Raw genomic sequence first — 19,682 nt, 5'->3', positions numbered from 1 at the left:
TATTTCAGACCAAAGGATTAAAACTTTTTAAAGCCTTTGTTGAAACCAATAGTTTTACGACCATTGTTATTGTTGCTATTAGCGCCAGAACGTTGCTGTGACTGATCTTGTTCATCATCACGGCGTTGTTGACGTAAATAACCACCACGACGTGCAGCCATCGGTTTATCTGCCATACGCTCAGTACGACGTTTTGCCATACCGAATAGGCCAGTACCTTGACGTGGTTTTAACTCAACTGATTTCGCAAGGTTGTCGATGTCGGTTTTATCCAGTTCCATCCAGCGACCAGTACGTAATTCACGCGGTAAAATCACGGTACCGTAACGGGTACGTAACAAGCGGCTGACTTTGAGGCTTTGTGATTCAAAGATACGACGTACTTCGCGATTACGACCTTCTTTAACCACAACTTGATACCAACGGTTGATCCCGTCACCACCAATTTCAGAGAATGATTCAAATTTCGCAGGACCATCTTCAAGCTCAACACCTTTCAGCATGTTGTTGCGAATTTGTGGTGTAACTTCACCCATCACGCGAACGGCATATTCACGTTCTACTTCGTTTGATGGGTGCATTAAACGGTTCGCAAGTTCACCATCGTTTGTGAATAACAATAAACCAGTACTGTTAATATCTAGACGACCGACCATGACCCAACGGTCATTGGCAATTTGTGGTAAATGATCGAATACAGTTGGACGTTTTTCAGGGTCATTGCGCGAGCAAATTTCACCTTCTGGCTTATAGTAAATTAAAACGCGACGACGAATTTCGTCTTCAATTTGGAATTGTACTTTACGACCATCGATACGAAGTTCATCAGTGGGTTCGATACGCTCACCAACTTGGGCAATACGACCATTGATGCTGACACGACCAGCAGCAATGACTTCTTCCATATAGCGACGCGAGCCTAACCCGACTCTCGCTAAAACCTTTTGTAATTTTTCACTCATGACAGCACAACCTTAGACATAATGATCAACAGTTCACCTTCTCAAGACTTCGGCGCATGTGCATCGAGAGCCATGAATGCTTCCTTGGCGTTCTGCAGGGGAGGCAATTGACCTAGCGACGCTAAGCCAAAAGCATTTAAAAACTGGGGCGTTGTAATCAACAACGCAGGTCTTCCGGGTAAATCTCTGAAACCGGCTTCTTTAATCCAGTTCCAGTCAAAAAGTGTTCTTAAAATCTGGCTATTATTAGATACACCACGAATCTGCTCAATATCGGCACGTGTGACAGGTTGATGATAAGCAATCACTGCGACAGTTTCGAGTAAAGAGGGGGATAACTTGGTTGGGCGTTCTGGCCAGACCTGCGCAATGATATTGCGATATTTCGCACGTACCTGAAAACGAAAGCCTTGCGCCGTTTCAATTAATTCAATTGAACGACCATGCTGTAACATTGCCAATTGCTGCACAAATGTACGTAATTGCTGCTTATTATATTGGTTTTGAAACGCTTCTTTTAGACGGGCAATTGAGACTGGTGAGTCACTGGCGAATAGAATGGCTTCAATTTGCAATAAAACGTCATGATGAATGTCTTCAAGAGACATACTTTCACTTTGTTCTAACTGATCTAAACTCATGCGGCAACTCCTTGAATGGTCAACGGAGCTTCAATTCCTGTATGAATAATCTGGATTTTTTGCTGACGTGTAAGTTCAAGTACTGCCATAAACGTAACCACCATCCCCATACGACCTTGCTTGGGATTTAATAATTCAATAAAACTCAAGGCTTCACCTAACGCGAGCTGACTTTCAATAAAGGCGATACGTTCTTCTAGCAATACTGGTTCCTGCGCGACCACATGCGTGATCGGTTCAGGACGGTTAAACACACAAAATAAGGCATCATGTAAGGCAGCTACATCATAGCCTTCATAAATCGGCGCAATATGTCCAATACTGACATTGGCACTAAAGGTATCACGCTCGAAGATTGGCATTTGCCCCAATCGTTCAGCGGCCTGTTTAATGCGTAAATACGTTTCCAAACGGTCAATCAATTCTTGTTTTGGATCTTTTTCAAATTGATCAACAGCAGTCGGTTTTGGCAATAACAAGCGTGATTTAAGATCCGCCAAAAGCGCGGCCATCACCATATAATCGGCCGTCAGTTCGATATTCAAGGACTTCATACTGTCCATATAAGACAGATATTGGGTCGCAATCGGTGAAATATCGACTTGTAATAAATCAAAACCATTTTTTTGAATCAGGTAAATCAGAAAATCCAGAGGACCTTCAAATTGTTCCAGTAAAATTTCAAACGCGGCAGGCGGGATATACAAATCTTCAGGTATGACTTCTTGCCACTCGTCAAGCACGCGAATGGAAGGAGTGGACTCCAAAGGAGAGGGGAGAATTTGGTTCATTACCGTTATAAGCCACGCGAATTTTCAAAAGCATGAAAAGATATAATTTTTGTGCAAGAAAGGGCACATGCTACCAAGAGCACGCCTATTCTAATCGAAATCCCCAATTTAATAAATTGCTGACTTACAAAAACCTTAAACTTCTCAGGGTATTTTCTATATTTATACGTGATCATCTAGGTCATGTAATAAAGTTATGCTTAAATGAGCAGCGAAAATCATGATTTCTGCTCAATTATAAATCGCTATGAAAAAATATTTAAAAACACAACAGAACTCGTTTGGACAAAGTGTTGGCCTTGATGTTGATCACCAGCCATGTTCACTTATTCAGCAAGATCTCGTGGGCCAATACGTTAAACTGATTCGTATTACAGGTGAAATCTCCGATCAGACCGCAAATGATATCTGGCATGCCGTAGAGACCGAGCCTGATGCATCATGCTGGACCTATTTACCTTATTCTGCGCCCCAGAGCAGAGATCAATTAAAACAAACTTTAGAACAACGATTTGGCTTTCAGGGTGTTACACATTTTCTGATTGAAGTGGATGGTGAAGTTCAAGGCTGGATTGCACTCTTACAACCACGACTGGAACACGGTGCGATTGAAATCGGCAATGTCTATTACTCGCATAAGATGAAAAAATCAAAAGCGTCAACTGAAACGATATTTCTACTTTTACAACAATGTTTCAAGCAGGGCTATAGACGGGTAGAGTGGAAATGCGATGACTGTAATGCACCCTCTAAAGCAGCCGCTTTGCGCTTTGGTTTTCAATATGAAGGATTATTCCGCCATGATCGGGTCAGTAAAGGTCGTAACCGCAATACGGCATGGTTTTCAATCATTGATGAAGAATGGCCTGCACTAGAACAGAGTTATCTCCAGTGGTTAAATCCTGAGAATTTCGATGCACAAGGATTCCAGAAACAGCGTTTATCAGATTTTTTTGAAATCTGAATTTGATCATTCGTTTTAATGAGAAATATTGCGGTATACCACTTCAATGAAAAGAAAAATAATTGTCGGCCTGATGCTGACCTTGGTTATTGTTCTGATTGGTAATTTTATTATCTGGAATAACCCTTCAGTGCAGAAAGAGCTGCTAAGACAATATTTAGGCCGAATGATCGTCAGTAAGATTAATCATCATACAAACCCCACTGCGTCTAAATGGGGGATGGAGATTCGCGCAGTCAATCATTACCCGAAGATTATGGTAAAGATGAAACTCAGAAGTGATAAGGATAGTCAAAGTGTGAGTGCAGAACAGCTTAAACAACAAAGTTGTGCTTTTCTGAAAAACTTTCAAACACTGAAGCAAAGTGGCAGAAGCAAAATCTATGGTCTTTTAATTGAAGATCGATTCTCATTTCAAATCGAAGTTTTTAACGAATCAGGCCAGAAAATACAAAGCGCAAGTCAAATTCTGGCTGAATGTCCAAACTTTCCTTATGCCTAAGCGTACAAGAGTGAAATAGATGTCAGTACTTATTCAAAAGCACTGACATCACCAACACCGCGACGCACGATTTCAGGATTTTCTCCTGATAAATCTACAATACTGGTGGTTGATAAAGTCCCAAAACCACTATCAATAAACACGTCAATCCGTTTACCGAGCTGATTTTCAATATCGTATGGATCATCTAGGGGATCTTTTTGATCGGGCAAAATTAAAGTACTGGTTAGCAACGGTTCACCGAGTTCTTTTAATAAAGCTTGCGCAACAGGATTACTTGGAATACGCAGGCCAATGGTTTTTTTCTTCGGATGCATTAAACGTTTTGGTACTTCGCTGGTCGCGGGCAAAATAAACGTCGTGACCGCAGGGGTATTATTTTTTAATAAACGATACATGGCATTATCGACTTTGGCATAAGTGGCAATGTCAGAGAGGTCACAGCACATAATTGCATATTGATGCTTTGGCCCCAGACCACGAATTTGCGCAATACGTTCCATCGCATTTTTATTTCCGATCTGACAACCAATTGCATAGGCTGCATCTGTCGGATAAATCACCACATCCCCGGCACGAATACGTTCCACTGCTTGTGTGATTAAGCGTGCCTGTGGATTTTCGGGATGAATATGTAAATGCAACATCTTTGAACTCCCTGATCTATATGGCTAAATTTAGTATGAAACGTGTTGCGGTCAAGTTGCAAGCATTAGATGTGACAATTTTGTCCTTTAATCAAGGTCTTCACGTTTAAATTCATCGAGTTGTAACGGTCGGCCATGACGGGTACACAGACAGATGTAGTGAATGAAATGCGCAGCGTCGCGTGGTAACTTGGCTTCACCTGAAAAATAATTTTGTAGCTGAGCAAAAACATGATCTTTGAATCGTTGGCCATTACCGCCATCGCCCGTCAAGTTATCTAAAGAGACACGGAATTTCCGACCAAAAGCTTTTGCAAACAGCCATTCAATTGCTTGCGGCTTGATTTCAACCTGTTCAAAAAGTGCCTGCTGCTCAGCCGTTCGACCATCTGGTGCGTACCAATATCCCAGATCTGGAAGTAGGCGACGCTGTGCACCCGAAATGCTCCAGTGACTAATTTCATGTAGCGCACTATTAAAGAAACCATGGGCAAATTGGATTCTTGCAGGCTGTCCATTTTCCGCCGGGAAATATTCTGGTTCAAAATCACCTTTAACTAGTGTGACATTATGGTGGGAAAACCAGTGATTAAAGTGTAAAATAAGCCAATCGACCTGTTCTGGTTCTGATGTTAACTTTTGCCAAGATGAGCGTTGCACTTGATCTGGCGTTAATGCAGGAGCAGAGGTTGAATGGGTGCTTACAAGTAATGAAGTTGTTACTTCAAGTTGCGGCTGCAACAGGTGCATTGCTTAATTTACCCCGAGTTCTGTCTAAAGAAGTGCAAAATTGTATCTTAATCTTTGACAGAGTACCGATGAATTTGTAGAATTGCCGCCTTAATTATGTCAGCAAATACCTTTCCGGCACAGATTGAGCCGTTTAAATGGGCTGAACAGGGCTTTACATGGTCAGGCACACTGCCATTGTCTCGCTTTGCTCGTATCGCTCGTGAAGCTGTTGGATCAATTAATGATCGATTGATCAACATAGACTGTAAGCTATCAATGGATGCATATCATCGCATTGTATGGCTAGATGGACGTATTGAAACGAAAGTTCCAATGGAATGCCAGCGTTGTCTGGATACTGTTGAAACTGAACTTGTTTCAGATTTTCATTTAGCTTTGATCGATGATGAGTCACTGATAGAGCGCTTGGATGAGGATGCTGATTTCATCGTTTTAGGTGAAAGCGAGTCTTCGAAAAAAGGTGATTTTGATACACCTGCTTCGATTGATTTGCTCGCACTACTAGAAGATGAACTGTTATTGTTGATGCCTTTATCTCCCAAGCATGATGTTTGTGAGCATAAACATCGACCTGCCATTCAGGACGTTGTCGAAGAGAAACGGGATAACCCGTTTGATGTTTTGGCAAGTTTGAAGGGTAAACTTAACTCATAATTTGTGATATAATGTTGAGTTAAGACAACTGAATTTGTTTCTGATCCATTTTTTCGATCTTTGTAAGGAGCCATCATGGCCGTTCAGCAAAACCGTAAAAGTCGCTCTCGCCGTGACATGCGCCGTTCACATGACGCTTTAACCGAGAATGCATTATCTGTAGACCAAACTACTGGTGAAACTCATCGTCGTCACCACGTGACTAAAGACGGTATTTACCGTGGTCGTCAATTATTCGCTAAAGCAGCTGATGCTGAATAATTGAACCATATGCATTAAGCGTTAGCTTAAAGTATAGAAAAAATGGGAGCGAAAGCTCCCTTTTTTGTTGTTTTTCGCAATTAAAAAACGATTTAATCAATGGTAAATTGCCGCATCGGAAAAGAGTCTGTTGTCATTCTCATGTAGAATCATGAGTGTTGATGAAATTGGCGATAGACCATTTTAAGGATTTTTATATGTCGACTAAGCGACTTGAGCAGGCTGCTCAAGCAACAAAAACAGCATTTGTTTTTCCTGGTCAGGGTTCACAAAAAGCAGGTATGTTGGCTGAACTTGCAGAGCAATTTAGTGTCGTTCAAGATACATTTGCAGAAGCATCAGCAGCACTAGGCTTTGACCTTTGGCATATTGCCCAGAGTGGTGAAGGTTTAGACCAGACTGAAAATACCCAACCTGTGTTATTAACTGCAAGCATTGCCTTATGGCGTGTGTGGTTAGAACTGGGTGGAATTGTGCCAAAGTACCTTGCTGGGCACTCTTTAGGGGAATACAGTGCGCTTGTTGCGGCAGAGGCCATGACTTTAGCTGATGCGGTTAAACTGGTTCATTTACGCGGTAAATTAATGCAGAGCGCTGTTCCTCAAGGTGAAGGCGCAATGGCGGCAATTCTTGGTTTGGCAGATGACAAAGTGGTTGAACTTTGTGAAAAAGTATCTGCTGCGGGCCAAGGTTCTGTTGAAGCTGCAAATTACAATGCACAAGGTCAAGTTGTTATCGCTGGTAGCGCTGCATTGGTTCAGCAGGTGATGGCTGAAGCAAAAGAACAGTCTGGTAAAGCGATTGCATTGCCAGTTTCAGTGCCTTCACATTGCACATTGATGAAGCCAGCAGCAGAAAAGTTTGCTGAAGCTTTGGAACAAACTGCCATTGAGCTACCATGCCTTCCTGTAATACAAAATGTCAACGCGGAAATCGCGACAGATGTTGCTCAGTTACGTCAGGCATTAACAGCTCAATTGTACCAGTCGGTTCAATGGACACGTACTATGCAATATCTGCAAGATCAGGGTATCCAGTACATGGTTGAATGTGGACCAGGTACGGTATTGAGTAATCTTGCAAAGCGATTACCGAACATAGAAAAAGCATTTGCCATTGATAGCAAAGCACGTATGGAAGATGCCCTAAACGCAGTGTTAGTGGCAGAAGGAAAAATTGCATGACACAACAACGAAAAGTTGCGTTAGTGACAGGAGCAAGCCGTGGTATTGGCGCTGCAATTGCACAGCAACTCATTCAAGACGGTTTTTTTGTGGTTGGTACCGCAACTTCTGAATCAGGCGCGCAAAAGCTGACCGAAAGCTTTGCTGAACAAGGCGCAGGTGCTGTACTTGACGTGCGTGATGGCGCTGCGATTGATGCACTGGTTTCAGATATCGAACAAAAATATGGTTCGGTGCTGGTATTGGTTAACAATGCAGGCATTACCAAAGATAACTTGCTGCTTCGTATGTCTGAAGATGACTGGGATGACATTCTCAATATTCATCTGAAAGCCGTATACCGCTTATCTAAGCGTGTATTGAAAGGCATGACCAAAGCACGTTTTGGCCGCATTATTAATATTAGTTCAGTGGTTGCACATTTTGCGAACCCTGGACAAGCGAACTACTCGGCAGCAAAAGCAGGGATTGAAGCATTCAGTCGTAGCTTGGCTAAAGAAATGGGTAGCCGTCAGATTACAGTGAACAGTGTTGCACCTGGTTTCATTGCCACTGAAATGACTGATCAGTTAAGCGAAGAGATTCGTAAAAAAATGACTGATCAAGTAGCTTTAAATCGTCTAGGTGAACCTCAAGATATTGCTGATGCAGTGAGTTTCCTTGCCAGCGATAAGGCTAGTTACATTACTGGTACAGTTTTACACGTAAATGGTGGTCTATACATGGCCTAACTGGCGATGTATAAACTTTTAAAAATTTTTATATTCAATTAAACTAGTGGCAAATTAAAACGCCACAAGCAATGAGGAGAATTCCTGTGAGCGATATCGAACAACGCATCAAACAAGCTGTAGCTGAACAATTAGGTATGCGTGCTGAAGAGATTAAAAACGAAGCATCTTTCATGGATGACTTAGGTGCTGACTCTTTAGATTTGGTTGAACTTGTAATGTCTTTCGAAAACGATTTTGACATCACGATTCCAGATGAAGATTCAAATGAAATCACAACTGTTCAATCTGCAATCGATTACGTAACTAAGAAACTTGGTTAATCATCTTGCATGATAAAAAAGCCACCGTCAGGTGGCTTTTTTTATATGTCCTGAAATGAAAAGAGAATAAATATCTCTTGGTTTTAGTGGATATACATATATTTACAAGACCGCCTTAAATTGAAACTTGAGTCACTTTTTTTTTCGGTATAACTAAAGTAAGTCTATTTTGACGATTTGAGATTAATAATTACAGAGGTAATAACAATGGGTCTTTTTGATTTTGTTAAAGGTATCGGTAAGAAAAATACAGCACCAGCAGAGCCACAAGCTGCGCCAGCAACACCAGCTGAACCATCAGCTCAAGAGATTGCAAATAAATTATTAGGTTTGATTAAAAGTTTAGGTCTTGGGGTTGAAGGCTTATCTGTAACGTATAACGGCACGACGGATACTGCAACGATTAAAGGGCAGGTAAAAAGTCAGGCAGATAAAGAAAAGATCGTATTGGCAGTTGGTAATATTGATCATGTAGCGCAAGTGGATGATCAGATGACTGTAGAAGCGCCTGAGCCAGAAAGTAAATTCTATACAGTGAAATCAGGTGACAACCTGTCTAAAATTTCAAAAGAATATTATGGCGATCCAAACCAGTACAACAAGATCTTTGAGGCGAATCGTCCATTACTTAAAAATGCAGATGATATTTTCCCGGGACAAGTTTTACGTATTCCACAATAATCTGTGAATATAAAAAAGGCGCTTGATGCGCCTTTTTTATTGAAAATGTTTTGAAAAATTGAAAGATTTCTGGAGCGCTTAAAAGCGTTTTGGAATCTTTTGCCCATTGGGTACAGGTGTTTCTGCCTGCTTAAGCACGCCAAATAACCATGTTTCTGCATGCTGAACGGCAATTTTTAATGAATCACCGAGTGCTAGCCGACCTGCAATGAAGCTTGCCAAAGAGCAACCTGAACCATGATATTGACCTTCCAGACGTGGACAACGGCTTTCGGCAATCATTTTACCTTCAGCATAGAGGACATTACGAATGTGATCTGGCGTGTCTTCATGACCGCCTTTGACTAAAATGGCTTTGGCACCCATTTCGAACAGCTTTTCTGTTGCTTGTTCAATATCCTCAATACCTGTTAAAGCTCTCAACTCAACCGTATTAGGCGTGATCACAGTCGCTAAAGGGATTAACTCGACAAAGGCTTTTACCAGTGTGGCCTGATCGCCAAGTGAGCCACCACTATTGGCCACTAGCACAGGATCAAGCACATATAAATAATCGGGATGAGCGCGTAAGAATTCAGCCAGTGCGGCAATATTATCGGTTGTGCCCAACATACCAGACTTTACACATTTAATTGGTAAATCACCGACCACGGCGTTGGCTTGTGCGAGCAACAATTCTTTTGAGGTTGCTTCAAAGCCAAATACTTGCTGCGAGTTTTGAATGGTTAAAGCAGTACATGCAATGGCTGCATGCGCACCACTTTGTCCAATTGCTTCAATATCTGCCTGTAAGCCAGCACCGCCAGATGGATCTAAACCTGAAAAACAAAGCACGGTCGGACGCACTGCAATTTCCTTTTAGTCTTCAATATACGGTAGTATAGGGAAGTTTCGAGAAACTCTCGACTATGTTGTGTAAGGCTGCAAGAGATTGAACGAATGACGATCAAAAATATTCTAATCGATTTAGATGGGACGTTAACTGACCCTAAAACAGGAATTCATGGTTCAATTCGTTTTGCTTTGCAAAAGTTAGGTCAACCTTTGACTGATGACGTGGATCTGGACTGGACGATTGGCCCGCCCTTAAAAGCTTCTTTGGCAAAATTACTGAATACCCAAGATGATGAGCTGGCTGAGCAAGCATTACTGGCTTACCGTGAACGTTTTTCAGTGACAGGTCTATTCGAAAATGAAATTTATCCGACAGTCGCAGAAACATTGCAGCAATTACAGGCGGAAGGCTATAGACTATTTCTTGCAACGGCTAAGCCTGTAGTCTTTGCCAAACAAATTTTGACTCATTTCAAGCTAGATCAGTATTTTACAGCAATCTATGGCAGCGAGCTGACAGGTGAGCGTACTAATAAAGCAGATTTGATTGCTTATATTCTTGAGCAAGAACATTTAGATGCCCAGCAATGTATCATGGTCGGTGATCGCCAATATGACATTGTTGGTGCGCGTGCTAATGGAATTGAAACCATTGCCGTTAATTATGGTTATGGTCGGGCAGATGAGTTAGCTCAGGCACAGCCGTTAACGCAAATTTCTCAATTTAGCCAGTTAATTGCAACGGTGGCTGAACTGAATGCAGAACGAAAAGTTTCTTAAAAATCATGCAATAAAAAAGCCTCGATCATTCGAGGCTTTTTTATCATATCTCATCAGACATTATGTTTTAAACGGTATTGAGCCAGTTCTTCAATGCTAATCACGGTTAATCCATGTGTTTGAGCATAGGCTAGCACTTGAATACCTGATGCCATAGAACCATCAGGATTGGTCAACTCGCACAAGACACCAGAAGGTTTTAAACCTGCCAGACGAGCCAGATCAATCGTACCTTCGGTATGACCACGACGGGTCAGAACACCACCTTCACGTGCGCGTAGCGGGAAAACATGGCCTGGGCGGCTCAGGTCGCTGGCAACAGCACCATCTTTAGTTGCAGCTAAAACAGTCGTCACACGATCTTTTGCAGATACACCTGTCGTTACGCCTTGAGCAGCTTCAATGGTCACGGTAAACGCAGTTTTAAATTGGCTTGAGTTATCGACCACCATAGGTGGAAGTTCTAAATGATCTGCTAGTGCTTCAGTCAAACATAGGCAGACAATGCCTGAACCATCACGAATCATTTGTGCCATGGTTTCGACTGTTAAGGTCTCAGCAGCAATAATCAGGTCAGCTTCATTTTCACGATCAAAATCATCCATGACCAAAACAGGCTTGCCTTGGCGGATATCTTCTAAAGCTTGTTGAATACGTTGTTCAGCAGGAGAAAGGGCTGAAAAGAAAAGTTCGGGTTGGATTAAACTGGACATAATGAAACGCTCTCGTAAATAGGATACGGTTGAACATTTCAGGACTGATGTAAAAATAAGCGTGCACAAAAACAACCCAAAAGAGTGTTTCGGTGGTTTCGTCTTCTTTCATCCGGACTATACCGTCGGCTTTGGTATCTCACCAAATCTGCGAGTATATAAAAATATATACAGGCTCGTGGGCTGGTCAGGTCATTTTATGGTCATGCCTGACTTACCACCGGTGGGGAATTTCACCCCGCCCTGAAGCGATGTCCTTCGATTATAGCCAGATTTTTAAGTGAAAAGGGAACTTTTTATAGAATGTATCGTTCTATAAAAATGAAGAAAATTGCTGAGACGTAGTGCAAATTTTTTTCCTGATCTGTGAAACTGGCAATCCATTTGAATTGGGCATACACTGAAAAGATAAAACAACAATAATGCGGAGTAAGCGCTATATGGAAAAGGCGGAGAAAACCGAATTAGAACAACTGGCACAACAATTACATCGACCTGTTATGAGCCTAAAAGCATTTTCACAATTGTCTCAACAGGATTTGGCTTGGCTCAATCAGCAATTACGCCAAACTATAGAAAATGAAGATCAGAAAATGAATCAACGGCTGTATCAAATCCCGTTTTTTCTACGCTGGTTATTTAAGCCCAAATCATGATGGAGCAATGTTATGACGCGTCTCGCTGTGCAGGCCGAAATCATTAAACTTGCTCGAATCCTGAATGTACCAGAGCAACAATTGGCCTTTATGCAGGTTCTGGCCCCTGAAAACCTCAGGCAATTTCGTTTTGCGATATTAGAGTTATTGCAAAGCCAGCAAAAAAGTCGTTTTCGTCATTTAGCAACATGGGTGAACTGGTTGCCACGCTGGATCAGTATTTTCTGGGTGAAGCATTTTTTAGAGCCTTTTATTGTGGCGCAAATTGCAGTGTATCTCTCCACTGAAAGCTCATACCGTATTGCCAAGCATTTACCTGCAAAAACGATTGCAGCAATTGCGGTGTATCTGGATCCACGCTTGGCGAGAGAGCTACTGAGTTACCTGACGACTCATCAGATTACCGATATTACCCAAGTTCTGCTCGAACAACGGGATTTTGTCACCATAGGGCGTTTTGTCAGTATGTTATCTGACGCGGTGTTACAGGATGTGGCGCAGATTGTAGAGAATGAAAGTGATTTATTGGAAATCGCTTTTTATATTGAATCAAGGGAACAGATTGATCATTTGGTGCATGTCTTACCCCGAGAGAGAATTGAAAAGGCTTTATTGATTATTGGTGATCCCGCACAGCGTTTGTTGTGGCCCAAAGTATTGGCCTTGATGAGTTACATCAGTTATGGGCTCAAGCAGGAGCTAGGTGATTTAGCTGTTCAGCAAGGTGAGCCTGTGATCAATGCCATTATTCAGGCCACTCAGGAAGACCAATTGTGGGAAGATATGTTGCCTGTGGTGGCATGTTTATCTGCACATGCACAAGATTTTGTTGCCAATTTGCCAGCCTTAAGACGTGTTGAAATTATCCAAAGCATTGTGGAAGCGGCTGACCGCTGTGATTTATGGGCAGATATGCTGGTGATCGTCAATTATATGCAAGATGAGGCAAGGGAAGCGGTCGCATTGGCAATTGCACAAATTGATGAGCAGGTGCTGCATCATATTGCTTATGCGTCATTATTGCGTTCACAGTGGGAAGTGACTTTCGATATTATGCGTCGTATGCCGATCGATAAACAGCGACAATGTCATCGTATTCTGGATGGCTATATGCAGCAATTAGATCCAGAAACTTATCACTATTTAGATACTTTACTGGGTCGTTACCAGATTCAGTCATCTGTTGCTGGATCGTAAAGCCTCAATCAAGAATAGGGAAGTGTTTCTCGAATTGGGACTAACATTTCTAGCGCATGGTCATAACCACGTTCAACCAGTTCATCCAGTTTATGCCAGTCAAACATGCCAATGCCAGCAATGGGCATACGCACATGCAAATTTGCCCGCTCAATCGCTGCGGTTTGAATCATGGTATCGCTGGCTAAAGTTGCCGTGCGCATCAGGATTTCTGCCAGTTTGGGTGCATGTAATAGCTTATCTTTAATAATTTTATTCCAGTTGAGTAGCGCACTTTGATCCGGTTCTTCCAGACCAATACCCGGCACTCGAATATCATCATGCAAACTGACATTACTGGCAATGATGGTACCTCTTTCCAGATTTTGCATCACATCGGTGGGAAGGTTATTGATCACACCTCCGTCACAGAGCAGGTTTTCATGCCAAGCCACAGGTGGCGCAACGCCGGGTACACTCATACTGGTTCCGACCCAAGTCGCAAGTTCACCTTGATCATGAATCACTGCTTGACCTGTGGTGAGGTTGGTGGAAATGCAGTAATAGGTTTGTCGGAGTTCCTCAATTCGCCGATGTCCAAAAATGGCATGCAAGCGACTATGGAAACGTTGGCCCCGAATCAATGAGACGCGTGGCATGGTGTAATCATTGAGATAGTTACGTGCTACAAAAGTTTCATAAGCAATATGGGTCATCTCAACACTATCAAATCCACAAGCCACAAGGGCAGCAACAAAGGCGCCCATGCTGGTACCACCAACAATATCAATCGGAATGTGTAATTGTTCCAGTGCACGAATCAGACCAATATGAGCAAAACCCCGTGCGCCACCACCACCCAGCACTAAACCGACGCCTTGACTGGAAATCTGACGGGCAACCGCACAGATATCAGCCTGAGCCCAAGGATGAATAAAATAATGGGCGCGGGCATGATAGAGCTGTTTCCAGATCAGGGTATGTGGGGAAGGATCACCTTCAGAACGGAGTAGGACTAACTCGATAGGGCTTTGCCAGTCATGTTGATTTAACACCTCAACTAATTTGGTATGAGTTGGGGTTTGATTGGCTTCTGCCAAAATTAAAATACGATCTGCCTGATGTAAACAGCGTTTAGACCATTCATCTTCATTGCTATCAGCGGCATATAGTACATAGCAATGTTTTTCTTCCAGACTGGCTAACCATTGGCGCAGCTGAAGATCATCCGCGCCATAGTCGAGCGGGGTTTGACTAAATCCTGCTCCAAATAAGGCATCCACATGCGCGGCTGTGACTAGACGAACTTGTGGCCAGCGTTGCAGGTGTTCTGTCAGCTTTTCTGCAAGGTGAGTGGCTGGAATTTGTGAAGAGACAGGAATGACGGAAAGGGTACGACTATGTCCCATGGCATGAGTGAGTTGCTGATCGGGTTGGGATCGATGAATAATCAAGCGAGACAAGGCAAATAATACTTTCGGGTGCTGATTAATAAATTCAATGAATTGCTGTTGCGGAATGCCGACCAGTGCAGTATCACGCACTGCATTGGTTGTACCATGATGAGGCTGGTTAGAAATAACACCTGTTTCACCCACGATTTCATTCCGCCCATAATAGGTCAGTAAACCCGCAGGTGTGGTGAATTTTATACGTCCATAAGCAATCACATAAACATGATCAGCCAGATCATTGACACAGTAAAGCTGCTGTCCTGTTTGTAAATAACGAATATGACAATGCGTTGTTAGGGAGGCTAAGGCACTGTGATCGAGTTCATTAAACAGTGCTGTTTTGTTCAGGATGTTAAGAATATCCATATTATTCAAATTATCGTTATTGTCTATTTATTGAATAAGGCCTAGCACGGTTTTACAAGTGGGGTTGCGTAAAACATGAGCTGATTTTTAAGTGTTTTTGTATGTAGGGAGGTAATATTTGTTGAGTCAATAAAAAAGCCATGGCAAGGCATGGCTTTTTAGGAATCTGTTTTATTGCTTATGCAATTTGCACAGGAATACAGTTTGCTGTGTGATTCACTGTGTTGTCTGGGTTTGCATAAACGAGGCGTGGTTTATGAAGATTTGCTTCAACTTCAGTGAAGTCACCGAAAGTTGCAATAATCACTAAATCACCGACATCAGCTTGATGTGCTGCGCCACCATTCACTGAAATGATGCCTGAGTCGTCTTCACCGCGAATTGCGTAAGTGGTGAAACGTTTGCCATTAGTGACGTTCCATACGTGGATTTCTTCGTATTCACGAATCCCTGCTAAGTCCATTAATACGCCATCAATTGCACAAGAACCTTCATAATGAAGCTCTGCATGAGTCACAACTGCACGGTGAATTTTACATTTTAATAAACGAGATAGCATGGCTAGCGTCTCCTGAGTAAGACCTAAGATCAATATCTTATGGTTGACTTGTCACGTTTTCCGCGGGCTATGGGCGGTTTGATGCGCATTTTGCGCTTAAAAATGCAATATGGCAAGCGTGATTGATCAACAATTCAGTTTAAGCGGATTTGTAAGCGTTAATTTGATTCATTGCCTGTGAAACTTGTCCATCAACAAGCATTTTCACTTTTGATAGGGCATGATCAATTGCTGCATCCATTAAAGCTTGTTCACTGCTAGGAGCTTTGCCGAGCACATGACCAGAAACACGTTCTTTGGAACCTGGATGTCCAATTCCAATGCGTAAGCGATGGAAATTAGCACCAATATGAGGAACGATATCACGGAGACCATTATGTCCGCCGTGTCCGCCACCCGTCTTTAAACGGATTACGCCAGGATCCATATCCAGTTCATCATGGGCAATTAAAATTGCTTCTGGTGCAACCTGATAAAATTTGGCGAAAGGGGCAACACTTTGACCAGAACGGTTCATAAAAGTGGTAGGAAGTAATAAACGAACGTCATGACCTTCAATTTGACCACGACCGCTGTATCCATGAAATTTTGGATCAGCTTTTAGGGAAATGCCATAACGGTCTGCAAGCTGTTCAACGAACCAGAAACCTGCATTATGGCGGGTTTGGGTATATTCCTTTCCAGGATTACCCAAACCAACAATTAGCGAAATATTTGACACTAATTTACGCCTTTAACACTTATGCGCGTTTGAAGTCAGCGTGCATAGGAGTGTTTTTAGCTGGGTGACGTTGTAACGCTTGGATTTTAACGTTTTCAACTTTGTCACCGATTTTGATTTCGATAACTTCTTCGAAGAAAGCGTTGTTTTCTAAAGCTTTAGTGATTTCACGAAGCTCTAAAGTGATTGTTACAGGCTCAGCGCTACCACCATAGATGATTGCTGGAATTTGTGCTGCGTGACGAAGGCGGCGGCTCGCACCTTTCCCTTGTAGTGCAGCTTCACGTGCTTGAGCGTTTAATACGAAGTTTGCCATGGGCATATCCTCATTGGAGTTTAAGTAACTAAACTTGCGACCAGTTTAGTGATAGAAAAACCCTAGCGAGCTAGGGTTTAAGAAAAAAGCTGGGCTATTATAGATAACTATCGAACATTGCGCTAATAGATTCTTCGTTATTGATACGACGAATTGTTTCAGCAACCATGCTAGCAACAGAAACTTGGCGAATTTTGCCTAAGCTCAATGCTTCATCTGAAAGAGGAATGGTGTCAGTAACAACCAATTCATCAATGACAGAGTTACGAAGGTTATCAATGGCTTTGCCAGATAAAACAGGGTGAGTTGCATAAGCAACAACACGGCGAGCACCAAACTGTTTTAGTGCATCGGCAGCTTTGCAAAGCGTACCTGCTGTATCTACCATGTCATCAACGATGACACAGTCACGATCTTTTACATCACCAATCAAATGCATCACTTGTGATTCATTTGCTTTTTGGCGACGTTTATCGATGATTGCTAAATCGATATCACCCATTTGTTTAGCAACAGCACGGGCACGAACAACACCACCAACGTCAGGTGAAACCACAACGAGATTGTGATGTTGTTGTTGACGTAAGTCAGCAAGTAATGCTGGCGTACCGTAAATGTTGTCAACAGGGATATCGAAGAAGCCTTGAATTTGGTCTGCGTGTAAGTCAATCATTACCACACGGTCAATACCAACAGTTGTAAGCATGTCTGCAACAACTTTCGCAGTAATTGGTACACGGGCAGAACGCGGACGACGGTCCTGACGTGCATAACCGAAGTAAGGAATCACTGCAGTGATACGACCAGCACTTGCACGACGCAAAGCATCAGCCATTACCAGGATTTCCATCAGGTTATCATTGGTAGGGGCACAAGTAGATTGAACGATAAAAACGTCTTTACCACGAACATTTTCAGTAATTTCAACTGAAATTTCCCCATCAGAGAACTTGCTTACAGAAGCAGCACCGAGTGGGATATGTAAATGGCTTACGACTTTTTGGGCGAACTGTGGATGAGCACTTCCACTAAAAACGACAAGATTGGGCATGAAGCACCTGAGCGAGGGTTAAGCGAAGCTATGCTTCGACCGAGCGCAAGGGAAAAATTTTTAATTTTTCCAACGGGTAATTTGGAAACAATCTATTATATGGCAGGGGCGGCTGGATTCGAACCAACGGATGCCGAGATCAAAACCCGGTGCCTTACCACTTGGCGACGCCCCTAATGCGGCAGAACTTTAATCGTTTTATATGACAATGTCAATATATTTGAGCAAATATCGATACAAAACAAGTCTGTCTAAAGATATGGCAGGGGCGGCTGGATTCGAACCAACGGATGCCGAGATCAAAACCCGGTGCCTTACCACTTGGCGACGCCCCTAAATTTGATGATATGTAATGGCAGGGGCGGCTGGATTCGAACCAACGGATGCCGAGATCAAAACCCGGTGCCTTACCACTTGGCGACGCCCCTATTACATATACATCTACAGGTGAAAATTGGCAGGGGCGGCTGGATTCGAACCAACGGATGCCGAGATCAAAACCCGGTGCCTTACCACTTGGCGACGCCCCTAACGTGTAACTGAGAAATGTCTTAACGGAGACTCTGCTAAACTGTTGACCAAGTAAGATTTACAAGGCGAGTTTTGCAAAATTTGCGTTGTATCCATTTCACTGGTTACTTCAATAAAAACACAAGCACCTGTACCTGTAAGCTTTGCTAGACCAAACTGATCTAAATATTGCATTGCTTCATCTACTTCGGGATACAACTGTCGAGCCAGAGGTTCAAAGTTATTTCCAAAATTAGAAGGTTCTATCTGATAGGCGCAAAATTTAGTGATCTTAGAGTCTCTTGTCAATGTTTTTTGCGAAAAAAGCTGTTGAGTGCTGATAAAACAGTCAGGTTTCAGGATTATGAATTTTTTTTGAGCTAAGTCTATGAATGATAAATGTTCACCGATCCCTTCTGCCCATGCATTACGACCAAAAACAAAGATCGGGACATCTGCACCCAGTTGCACGCCATAGTCGGCAAGTTGCTGTTCAGTTAAGTCACATTGCCAGAGCTGATTCAGTACAATCAGGGTTGTTGCAGCATTAGATGAACCGCCACCCAGCCCAGCACCCATCGGAATATTTTTTTCAATCCGAATATTCAGTCCACATGGTTTTTTTGCATGCGGACGTAAGAGCTGTGCGGCGCGATAGATTAAATTCTGTTCGAGCTGTACTTCTGCCAGACCTTCAATCTGAATATTTTCTTCTGCATGCGGTTCAAAAGTCATCCAGTCGTATAAATCAATCAACTGAAAAATGGTCTGTAATTCATGGTAACCATTTTCACGACGACCCGTGATGTGCAGAAATAAATTCAACTTGGCTGGGGAAGGCACTCTAATCATAAAAAATAATCTAAAAAATTATCGGTTTTGAATCACCATTGTAATACGGTTTTCTTTGCCTTCTGCAAGTGCTTGCTTCAACAAAAGCTTATTCGGAAGCGTTTGAGCATCGTTATAACTAAAATCTACCGTCCAGCCATCTTCAATCAATTGTTTAAGACGATTTTGCTCATCTTTATTCACTTGAGCATTCTGAGTTGCTGGTTTCGCTTGAATCCAGTAAGCAAGATGCATAATCGGTGCTTGCCAACCTGTTGCTTTTTCAAGTAACTCTTCTGGTGTTGCTGCCGTAATCAAGCCCGTTTTAGCACTATTTAAAGTGACTTGCCCAGGTTTGCCTTCAATCTGGGTTTTCCCCACGCCGAGAATACCGGTTAATTCAATATCAAATTGATCTTGTTGTTGTACCCACGTGAAAAATGCGCTGCCGGACTGTTGTGGTGTGCGCACACCAATCTTGCCTTGCAGGTTAAAATTATTTTCATCTTGTACTTGTGGCGAAGTCATCACTTTATTCGGCTGGCTCAAACTCTGACAACCCGTTAAAAATAAAATGCTACTGCTACACACGGCAAAGCATAATTTTGAAAACACGCGCAT

25 protein-coding genes, 4 tRNA genes and 1 riboswitch are annotated in these 19,682 nt (G+C 42.6%); of the genes, 11 read left to right on the top strand and 18 right to left on the bottom strand.

The features are described from left to right. Window positions 1-17: 17 nt before the first annotated feature. The 3 genes from rluB to AWW72_RS13065 are packed head-to-tail and all read right to left on the bottom strand — an operon-like array spanning window position 18 to window position 2,394. Window positions 18-962 carry a 23S rRNA pseudouridine(2605) synthase RluB gene (rluB, locus tag AWW72_RS13075; RefSeq protein ID WP_062847614.1) on the bottom strand — a complete coding sequence of 315 codons (945 nt, stop codon included), beginning with the start codon at window positions 960-962 and terminating at the stop codon, window positions 18-20. 41 nt (window positions 963-1,003) lie between these two features. Next, on the bottom strand, window positions 1,004-1,603 hold the full coding sequence (gene scpB / locus AWW72_RS13070; protein WP_004770881.1) for an SMC-Scp complex subunit ScpB: 600 nt from the start codon (window positions 1,601-1,603) through the stop codon (window positions 1,004-1,006). Next, window positions 1,600-2,394 carry a segregation and condensation protein A gene (locus AWW72_RS13065; RefSeq protein WP_004770882.1) on the bottom strand — a complete coding sequence of 265 codons (795 nt, stop codon included), beginning with the start codon at window positions 2,392-2,394 and terminating at the stop codon, window positions 1,600-1,602. The genes scpB and AWW72_RS13065 overlap by 4 nt, the downstream gene beginning before the upstream one ends. A gap of 247 nt (window positions 2,395-2,641) precedes the next feature. Between AWW72_RS13065 and AWW72_RS13060 the strand changes: the two genes are divergently transcribed. Next, a complete protein-coding gene (locus AWW72_RS13060; protein WP_062847613.1) occupies window positions 2,642-3,358 on the top strand; it encodes a GNAT family N-acetyltransferase in 717 nt (238 codons plus the stop codon). A 46-nt stretch (window positions 3,359-3,404) separates the two neighbouring features. Continuing rightward, window positions 3,405-3,860 (top strand): hypothetical protein, encoded by a 456-nt coding sequence (locus tag AWW72_RS19470; RefSeq protein WP_171254722.1) that lies wholly within the window; start codon window positions 3,405-3,407, stop codon window positions 3,858-3,860. A gap of 29 nt (window positions 3,861-3,889) precedes the next feature. On the opposite strand, the gene AWW72_RS13050 is transcribed toward AWW72_RS19470, so the two are convergent. After that, the gene (locus tag AWW72_RS13050) at window positions 3,890-4,507 is read right to left on the bottom strand and encodes an L-threonylcarbamoyladenylate synthase (RefSeq protein ID WP_004770885.1); all 618 of its coding nucleotides are present in this window, start codon (window positions 4,505-4,507) and stop codon (window positions 3,890-3,892) included. A gap of 87 nt (window positions 4,508-4,594) precedes the next feature. After that, window positions 4,595-5,257 (bottom strand): elongation factor P hydroxylase, encoded by a 663-nt coding sequence (locus AWW72_RS13045; protein ID WP_062847612.1) that lies wholly within the window; start codon window positions 5,255-5,257, stop codon window positions 4,595-4,597. 96 nt (window positions 5,258-5,353) lie between these two features. Between AWW72_RS13045 and AWW72_RS13040 the strand changes: the two genes are divergently transcribed. The 6 genes from AWW72_RS13040 (at window position 5,354) to lysM (ending at window position 9,094) form a co-directional block, all read left to right on the top strand. After that, window positions 5,354-5,914 carry a YceD family protein gene (locus AWW72_RS13040; protein WP_004770887.1) on the top strand — a complete coding sequence of 187 codons (561 nt, stop codon included), beginning with the start codon at window positions 5,354-5,356 and terminating at the stop codon, window positions 5,912-5,914. A gap of 75 nt (window positions 5,915-5,989) precedes the next feature. Beyond that, entirely contained in the window at window positions 5,990-6,175 is a 186-nt protein-coding gene (rpmF, locus tag AWW72_RS13035) for a 50S ribosomal protein L32 (RefSeq protein ID WP_004638135.1), read from the top strand. Between the two features lie 197 nt (window positions 6,176-6,372). Next, window positions 6,373-7,359 carry an ACP S-malonyltransferase gene (gene fabD / locus AWW72_RS13030; protein ID WP_062847611.1) on the top strand — a complete coding sequence of 329 codons (987 nt, stop codon included), beginning with the start codon at window positions 6,373-6,375 and terminating at the stop codon, window positions 7,357-7,359. Then, window positions 7,356-8,090 (top strand): 3-oxoacyl-ACP reductase FabG, encoded by a 735-nt coding sequence (gene fabG / locus AWW72_RS13025; protein WP_062847610.1) that lies wholly within the window; start codon window positions 7,356-7,358, stop codon window positions 8,088-8,090. The genes fabD and fabG overlap by 4 nt, the downstream gene beginning before the upstream one ends. 86 nt (window positions 8,091-8,176) lie before the next feature. Continuing rightward, window positions 8,177-8,413 (top strand): acyl carrier protein, encoded by a 237-nt coding sequence (gene acpP / locus AWW72_RS13020; protein WP_004655272.1) that lies wholly within the window; start codon window positions 8,177-8,179, stop codon window positions 8,411-8,413. Between the two features lie 207 nt (window positions 8,414-8,620). Beyond that, window positions 8,621-9,094, top strand: coding sequence for a peptidoglycan-binding protein LysM (lysM, locus tag AWW72_RS13015; RefSeq protein ID WP_004770891.1), 474 nt, complete (start codon window positions 8,621-8,623; stop codon window positions 9,092-9,094). Between the two features lie 78 nt (window positions 9,095-9,172). Here lysM and AWW72_RS13010 read toward each other — a convergent pair whose 3' ends face one another. Then, window positions 9,173-9,940, bottom strand: coding sequence for a hydroxymethylpyrimidine/phosphomethylpyrimidine kinase (locus tag AWW72_RS13010; protein WP_062847609.1), 768 nt, complete (start codon window positions 9,938-9,940; stop codon window positions 9,173-9,175). Between the two features lie 93 nt (window positions 9,941-10,033). Between AWW72_RS13010 and AWW72_RS13005 the strand changes: the two genes are divergently transcribed. Continuing rightward, window positions 10,034-10,708 (top strand): HAD-IA family hydrolase, encoded by a 675-nt coding sequence (locus AWW72_RS13005; protein WP_062847608.1) that lies wholly within the window; start codon window positions 10,034-10,036, stop codon window positions 10,706-10,708. Between the two features lie 53 nt (window positions 10,709-10,761). On the opposite strand, the gene ribB is transcribed toward AWW72_RS13005, so the two are convergent. Continuing rightward, entirely contained in the window at window positions 10,762-11,421 is a 660-nt protein-coding gene (gene ribB / locus AWW72_RS13000) for a 3,4-dihydroxy-2-butanone-4-phosphate synthase (protein WP_062847607.1), read from the bottom strand. Between the two features lie 96 nt (window positions 11,422-11,517). Continuing rightward, window positions 11,518-11,675, bottom strand: a riboswitch (FMN riboswitch). 186 nt (window positions 11,676-11,861) lie between these two features. Here ribB and AWW72_RS12995 point away from each other — a divergent pair. Further along, on the top strand, window positions 11,862-12,077 hold the full coding sequence (locus AWW72_RS12995; RefSeq protein WP_062847606.1) for a hypothetical protein: 216 nt from the start codon (window positions 11,862-11,864) through the stop codon (window positions 12,075-12,077). Between the two features lie 12 nt (window positions 12,078-12,089). After that, window positions 12,090-13,274 carry a hypothetical protein gene (locus AWW72_RS12990; protein WP_062847605.1) on the top strand — a complete coding sequence of 395 codons (1,185 nt, stop codon included), beginning with the start codon at window positions 12,090-12,092 and terminating at the stop codon, window positions 13,272-13,274. An 8-nt stretch (window positions 13,275-13,282) separates the two neighbouring features. On the opposite strand, the gene AWW72_RS12985 is transcribed toward AWW72_RS12990, so the two are convergent. From AWW72_RS12985 to lolB, 11 genes are all read right to left on the bottom strand, one after another. Beyond that, the gene (locus tag AWW72_RS12985) at window positions 13,283-15,073 is read right to left on the bottom strand and encodes a patatin-like phospholipase family protein (protein ID WP_062847604.1); all 1,791 of its coding nucleotides are present in this window, start codon (window positions 15,071-15,073) and stop codon (window positions 13,283-13,285) included. A gap of 178 nt (window positions 15,074-15,251) precedes the next feature. Next, entirely contained in the window at window positions 15,252-15,632 is a 381-nt protein-coding gene (gene panD / locus AWW72_RS12980) for an aspartate 1-decarboxylase (RefSeq protein WP_004655255.1), read from the bottom strand. A gap of 139 nt (window positions 15,633-15,771) precedes the next feature. Next, on the bottom strand, window positions 15,772-16,353 hold the full coding sequence (gene pth / locus AWW72_RS12975) for an aminoacyl-tRNA hydrolase (RefSeq protein ID WP_062847603.1): 582 nt from the start codon (window positions 16,351-16,353) through the stop codon (window positions 15,772-15,774). Between the two features lie 19 nt (window positions 16,354-16,372). Further along, the gene (gene rplY, locus AWW72_RS12970) at window positions 16,373-16,669 is read right to left on the bottom strand and encodes a 50S ribosomal protein L25 (RefSeq protein ID WP_004770904.1); all 297 of its coding nucleotides are present in this window, start codon (window positions 16,667-16,669) and stop codon (window positions 16,373-16,375) included. 97 nt (window positions 16,670-16,766) lie between these two features. Next, window positions 16,767-17,720 carry a ribose-phosphate pyrophosphokinase gene (locus AWW72_RS12965; RefSeq protein WP_004770906.1) on the bottom strand — a complete coding sequence of 318 codons (954 nt, stop codon included), beginning with the start codon at window positions 17,718-17,720 and terminating at the stop codon, window positions 16,767-16,769. A 100-nt stretch (window positions 17,721-17,820) separates the two neighbouring features. Beyond that, window positions 17,821-17,895: transfer RNA gene (locus AWW72_RS12960), tRNA-Gln, on the bottom strand. An 85-nt stretch (window positions 17,896-17,980) separates the two neighbouring features. Continuing rightward, a tRNA-Gln gene (locus AWW72_RS12955) sits at window positions 17,981-18,055 on the bottom strand. Between the two features lie 18 nt (window positions 18,056-18,073). Then, a tRNA-Gln gene (locus tag AWW72_RS12950) sits at window positions 18,074-18,148 on the bottom strand. 27 nt (window positions 18,149-18,175) lie between these two features. Further along, window positions 18,176-18,250: transfer RNA gene (locus AWW72_RS12945), tRNA-Gln, on the bottom strand. Continuing rightward, a complete protein-coding gene (ispE, locus tag AWW72_RS12940; RefSeq protein ID WP_062847602.1) occupies window positions 18,249-19,082 on the bottom strand; it encodes a 4-(cytidine 5'-diphospho)-2-C-methyl-D-erythritol kinase in 834 nt (277 codons plus the stop codon). The genes AWW72_RS12945 and ispE overlap by 2 nt, the downstream gene beginning before the upstream one ends. A gap of 18 nt (window positions 19,083-19,100) precedes the next feature. Then, on the bottom strand, window positions 19,101-19,682 hold the full coding sequence (gene lolB, locus AWW72_RS12935; protein WP_062847601.1) for a lipoprotein insertase outer membrane protein LolB: 582 nt from the start codon (window positions 19,680-19,682) through the stop codon (window positions 19,101-19,103).

Origin of the sequence: Acinetobacter sp. NRRL B-65365 (assembly GCF_001605865.1) — a bacterium.
Classification (GTDB): domain Bacteria; phylum Pseudomonadota; class Gammaproteobacteria; order Pseudomonadales; family Moraxellaceae; genus Acinetobacter; species Acinetobacter vivianii.
Note: the sequence above shows the minus strand (reverse complement) of the source record. Positions and strands in the feature narration are given on the sequence as shown.

Excerpts from the sequence above, each read along its gene's own strand:
- fabD (WP_062847611.1), top strand. The coding sequence starts at position 6,373 with ATGTCGACTAAGCGACTTGAGCAGGCTGCTCAAGCAACAAAAACAGCA.
- fabG (WP_062847610.1), top strand. The coding sequence starts at position 7,356 with ATGACACAACAACGAAAAGTTGCGTTAGTGACAGGAGCAAGCCGTGGT.
- AWW72_RS13065 (WP_004770882.1), bottom strand. The coding sequence starts at position 2,394 with ATGAACCAAATTCTCCCCTCTCCTTTGGAGTCCACTCCTTCCATTCGC.
- rplY (WP_004770904.1), bottom strand. The coding sequence starts at position 16,669 with ATGGCAAACTTCGTATTAAACGCTCAAGCACGTGAAGCTGCACTACAA.
- AWW72_RS12995 (WP_062847606.1), top strand. The coding sequence starts at position 11,862 with ATGGAAAAGGCGGAGAAAACCGAATTAGAACAACTGGCACAACAATTA.
- AWW72_RS13045 (WP_062847612.1), bottom strand. The coding sequence starts at position 5,257 with ATGCACCTGTTGCAGCCGCAACTTGAAGTAACAACTTCATTACTTGTA.
- AWW72_RS13060 (WP_062847613.1), top strand. The coding sequence starts at position 2,642 with ATGAAAAAATATTTAAAAACACAACAGAACTCGTTTGGACAAAGTGTT.
- AWW72_RS13040 (WP_004770887.1), top strand. The coding sequence starts at position 5,354 with ATGTCAGCAAATACCTTTCCGGCACAGATTGAGCCGTTTAAATGGGCT.
- AWW72_RS12985 (WP_062847604.1), bottom strand. The coding sequence starts at position 15,073 with ATGGATATTCTTAACATCCTGAACAAAACAGCACTGTTTAATGAACTC.
- lysM (WP_004770891.1), top strand. The coding sequence starts at position 8,621 with ATGGGTCTTTTTGATTTTGTTAAAGGTATCGGTAAGAAAAATACAGCA.
- AWW72_RS13005 (WP_062847608.1), top strand. The coding sequence starts at position 10,034 with ATGACGATCAAAAATATTCTAATCGATTTAGATGGGACGTTAACTGAC.
- AWW72_RS12965 (WP_004770906.1), bottom strand. The coding sequence starts at position 17,720 with ATGCCCAATCTTGTCGTTTTTAGTGGAAGTGCTCATCCACAGTTCGCC.
- ispE (WP_062847602.1), bottom strand. The coding sequence starts at position 19,082 with ATGATTAGAGTGCCTTCCCCAGCCAAGTTGAATTTATTTCTGCACATC.
- AWW72_RS19470 (WP_171254722.1), top strand. The coding sequence starts at position 3,405 with ATGAAAAGAAAAATAATTGTCGGCCTGATGCTGACCTTGGTTATTGTT.
- ribB (WP_062847607.1), bottom strand. The coding sequence starts at position 11,421 with ATGTCCAGTTTAATCCAACCCGAACTTTTCTTTTCAGCCCTTTCTCCT.
- AWW72_RS12990 (WP_062847605.1), top strand. The coding sequence starts at position 12,090 with ATGACGCGTCTCGCTGTGCAGGCCGAAATCATTAAACTTGCTCGAATC.
- rluB (WP_062847614.1), bottom strand. The coding sequence starts at position 962 with ATGAGTGAAAAATTACAAAAGGTTTTAGCGAGAGTCGGGTTAGGCTCG.
- rpmF (WP_004638135.1), top strand. The coding sequence starts at position 5,990 with ATGGCCGTTCAGCAAAACCGTAAAAGTCGCTCTCGCCGTGACATGCGC.
- panD (WP_004655255.1), bottom strand. The coding sequence starts at position 15,632 with ATGCTATCTCGTTTATTAAAATGTAAAATTCACCGTGCAGTTGTGACT.
- AWW72_RS13050 (WP_004770885.1), bottom strand. The coding sequence starts at position 4,507 with ATGTTGCATTTACATATTCATCCCGAAAATCCACAGGCACGCTTAATC.
- scpB (WP_004770881.1), bottom strand. The coding sequence starts at position 1,603 with ATGAGTTTAGATCAGTTAGAACAAAGTGAAAGTATGTCTCTTGAAGAC.
- lolB (WP_062847601.1), bottom strand. The coding sequence starts at position 19,682 with ATGCGCGTGTTTTCAAAATTATGCTTTGCCGTGTGTAGCAGTAGCATT.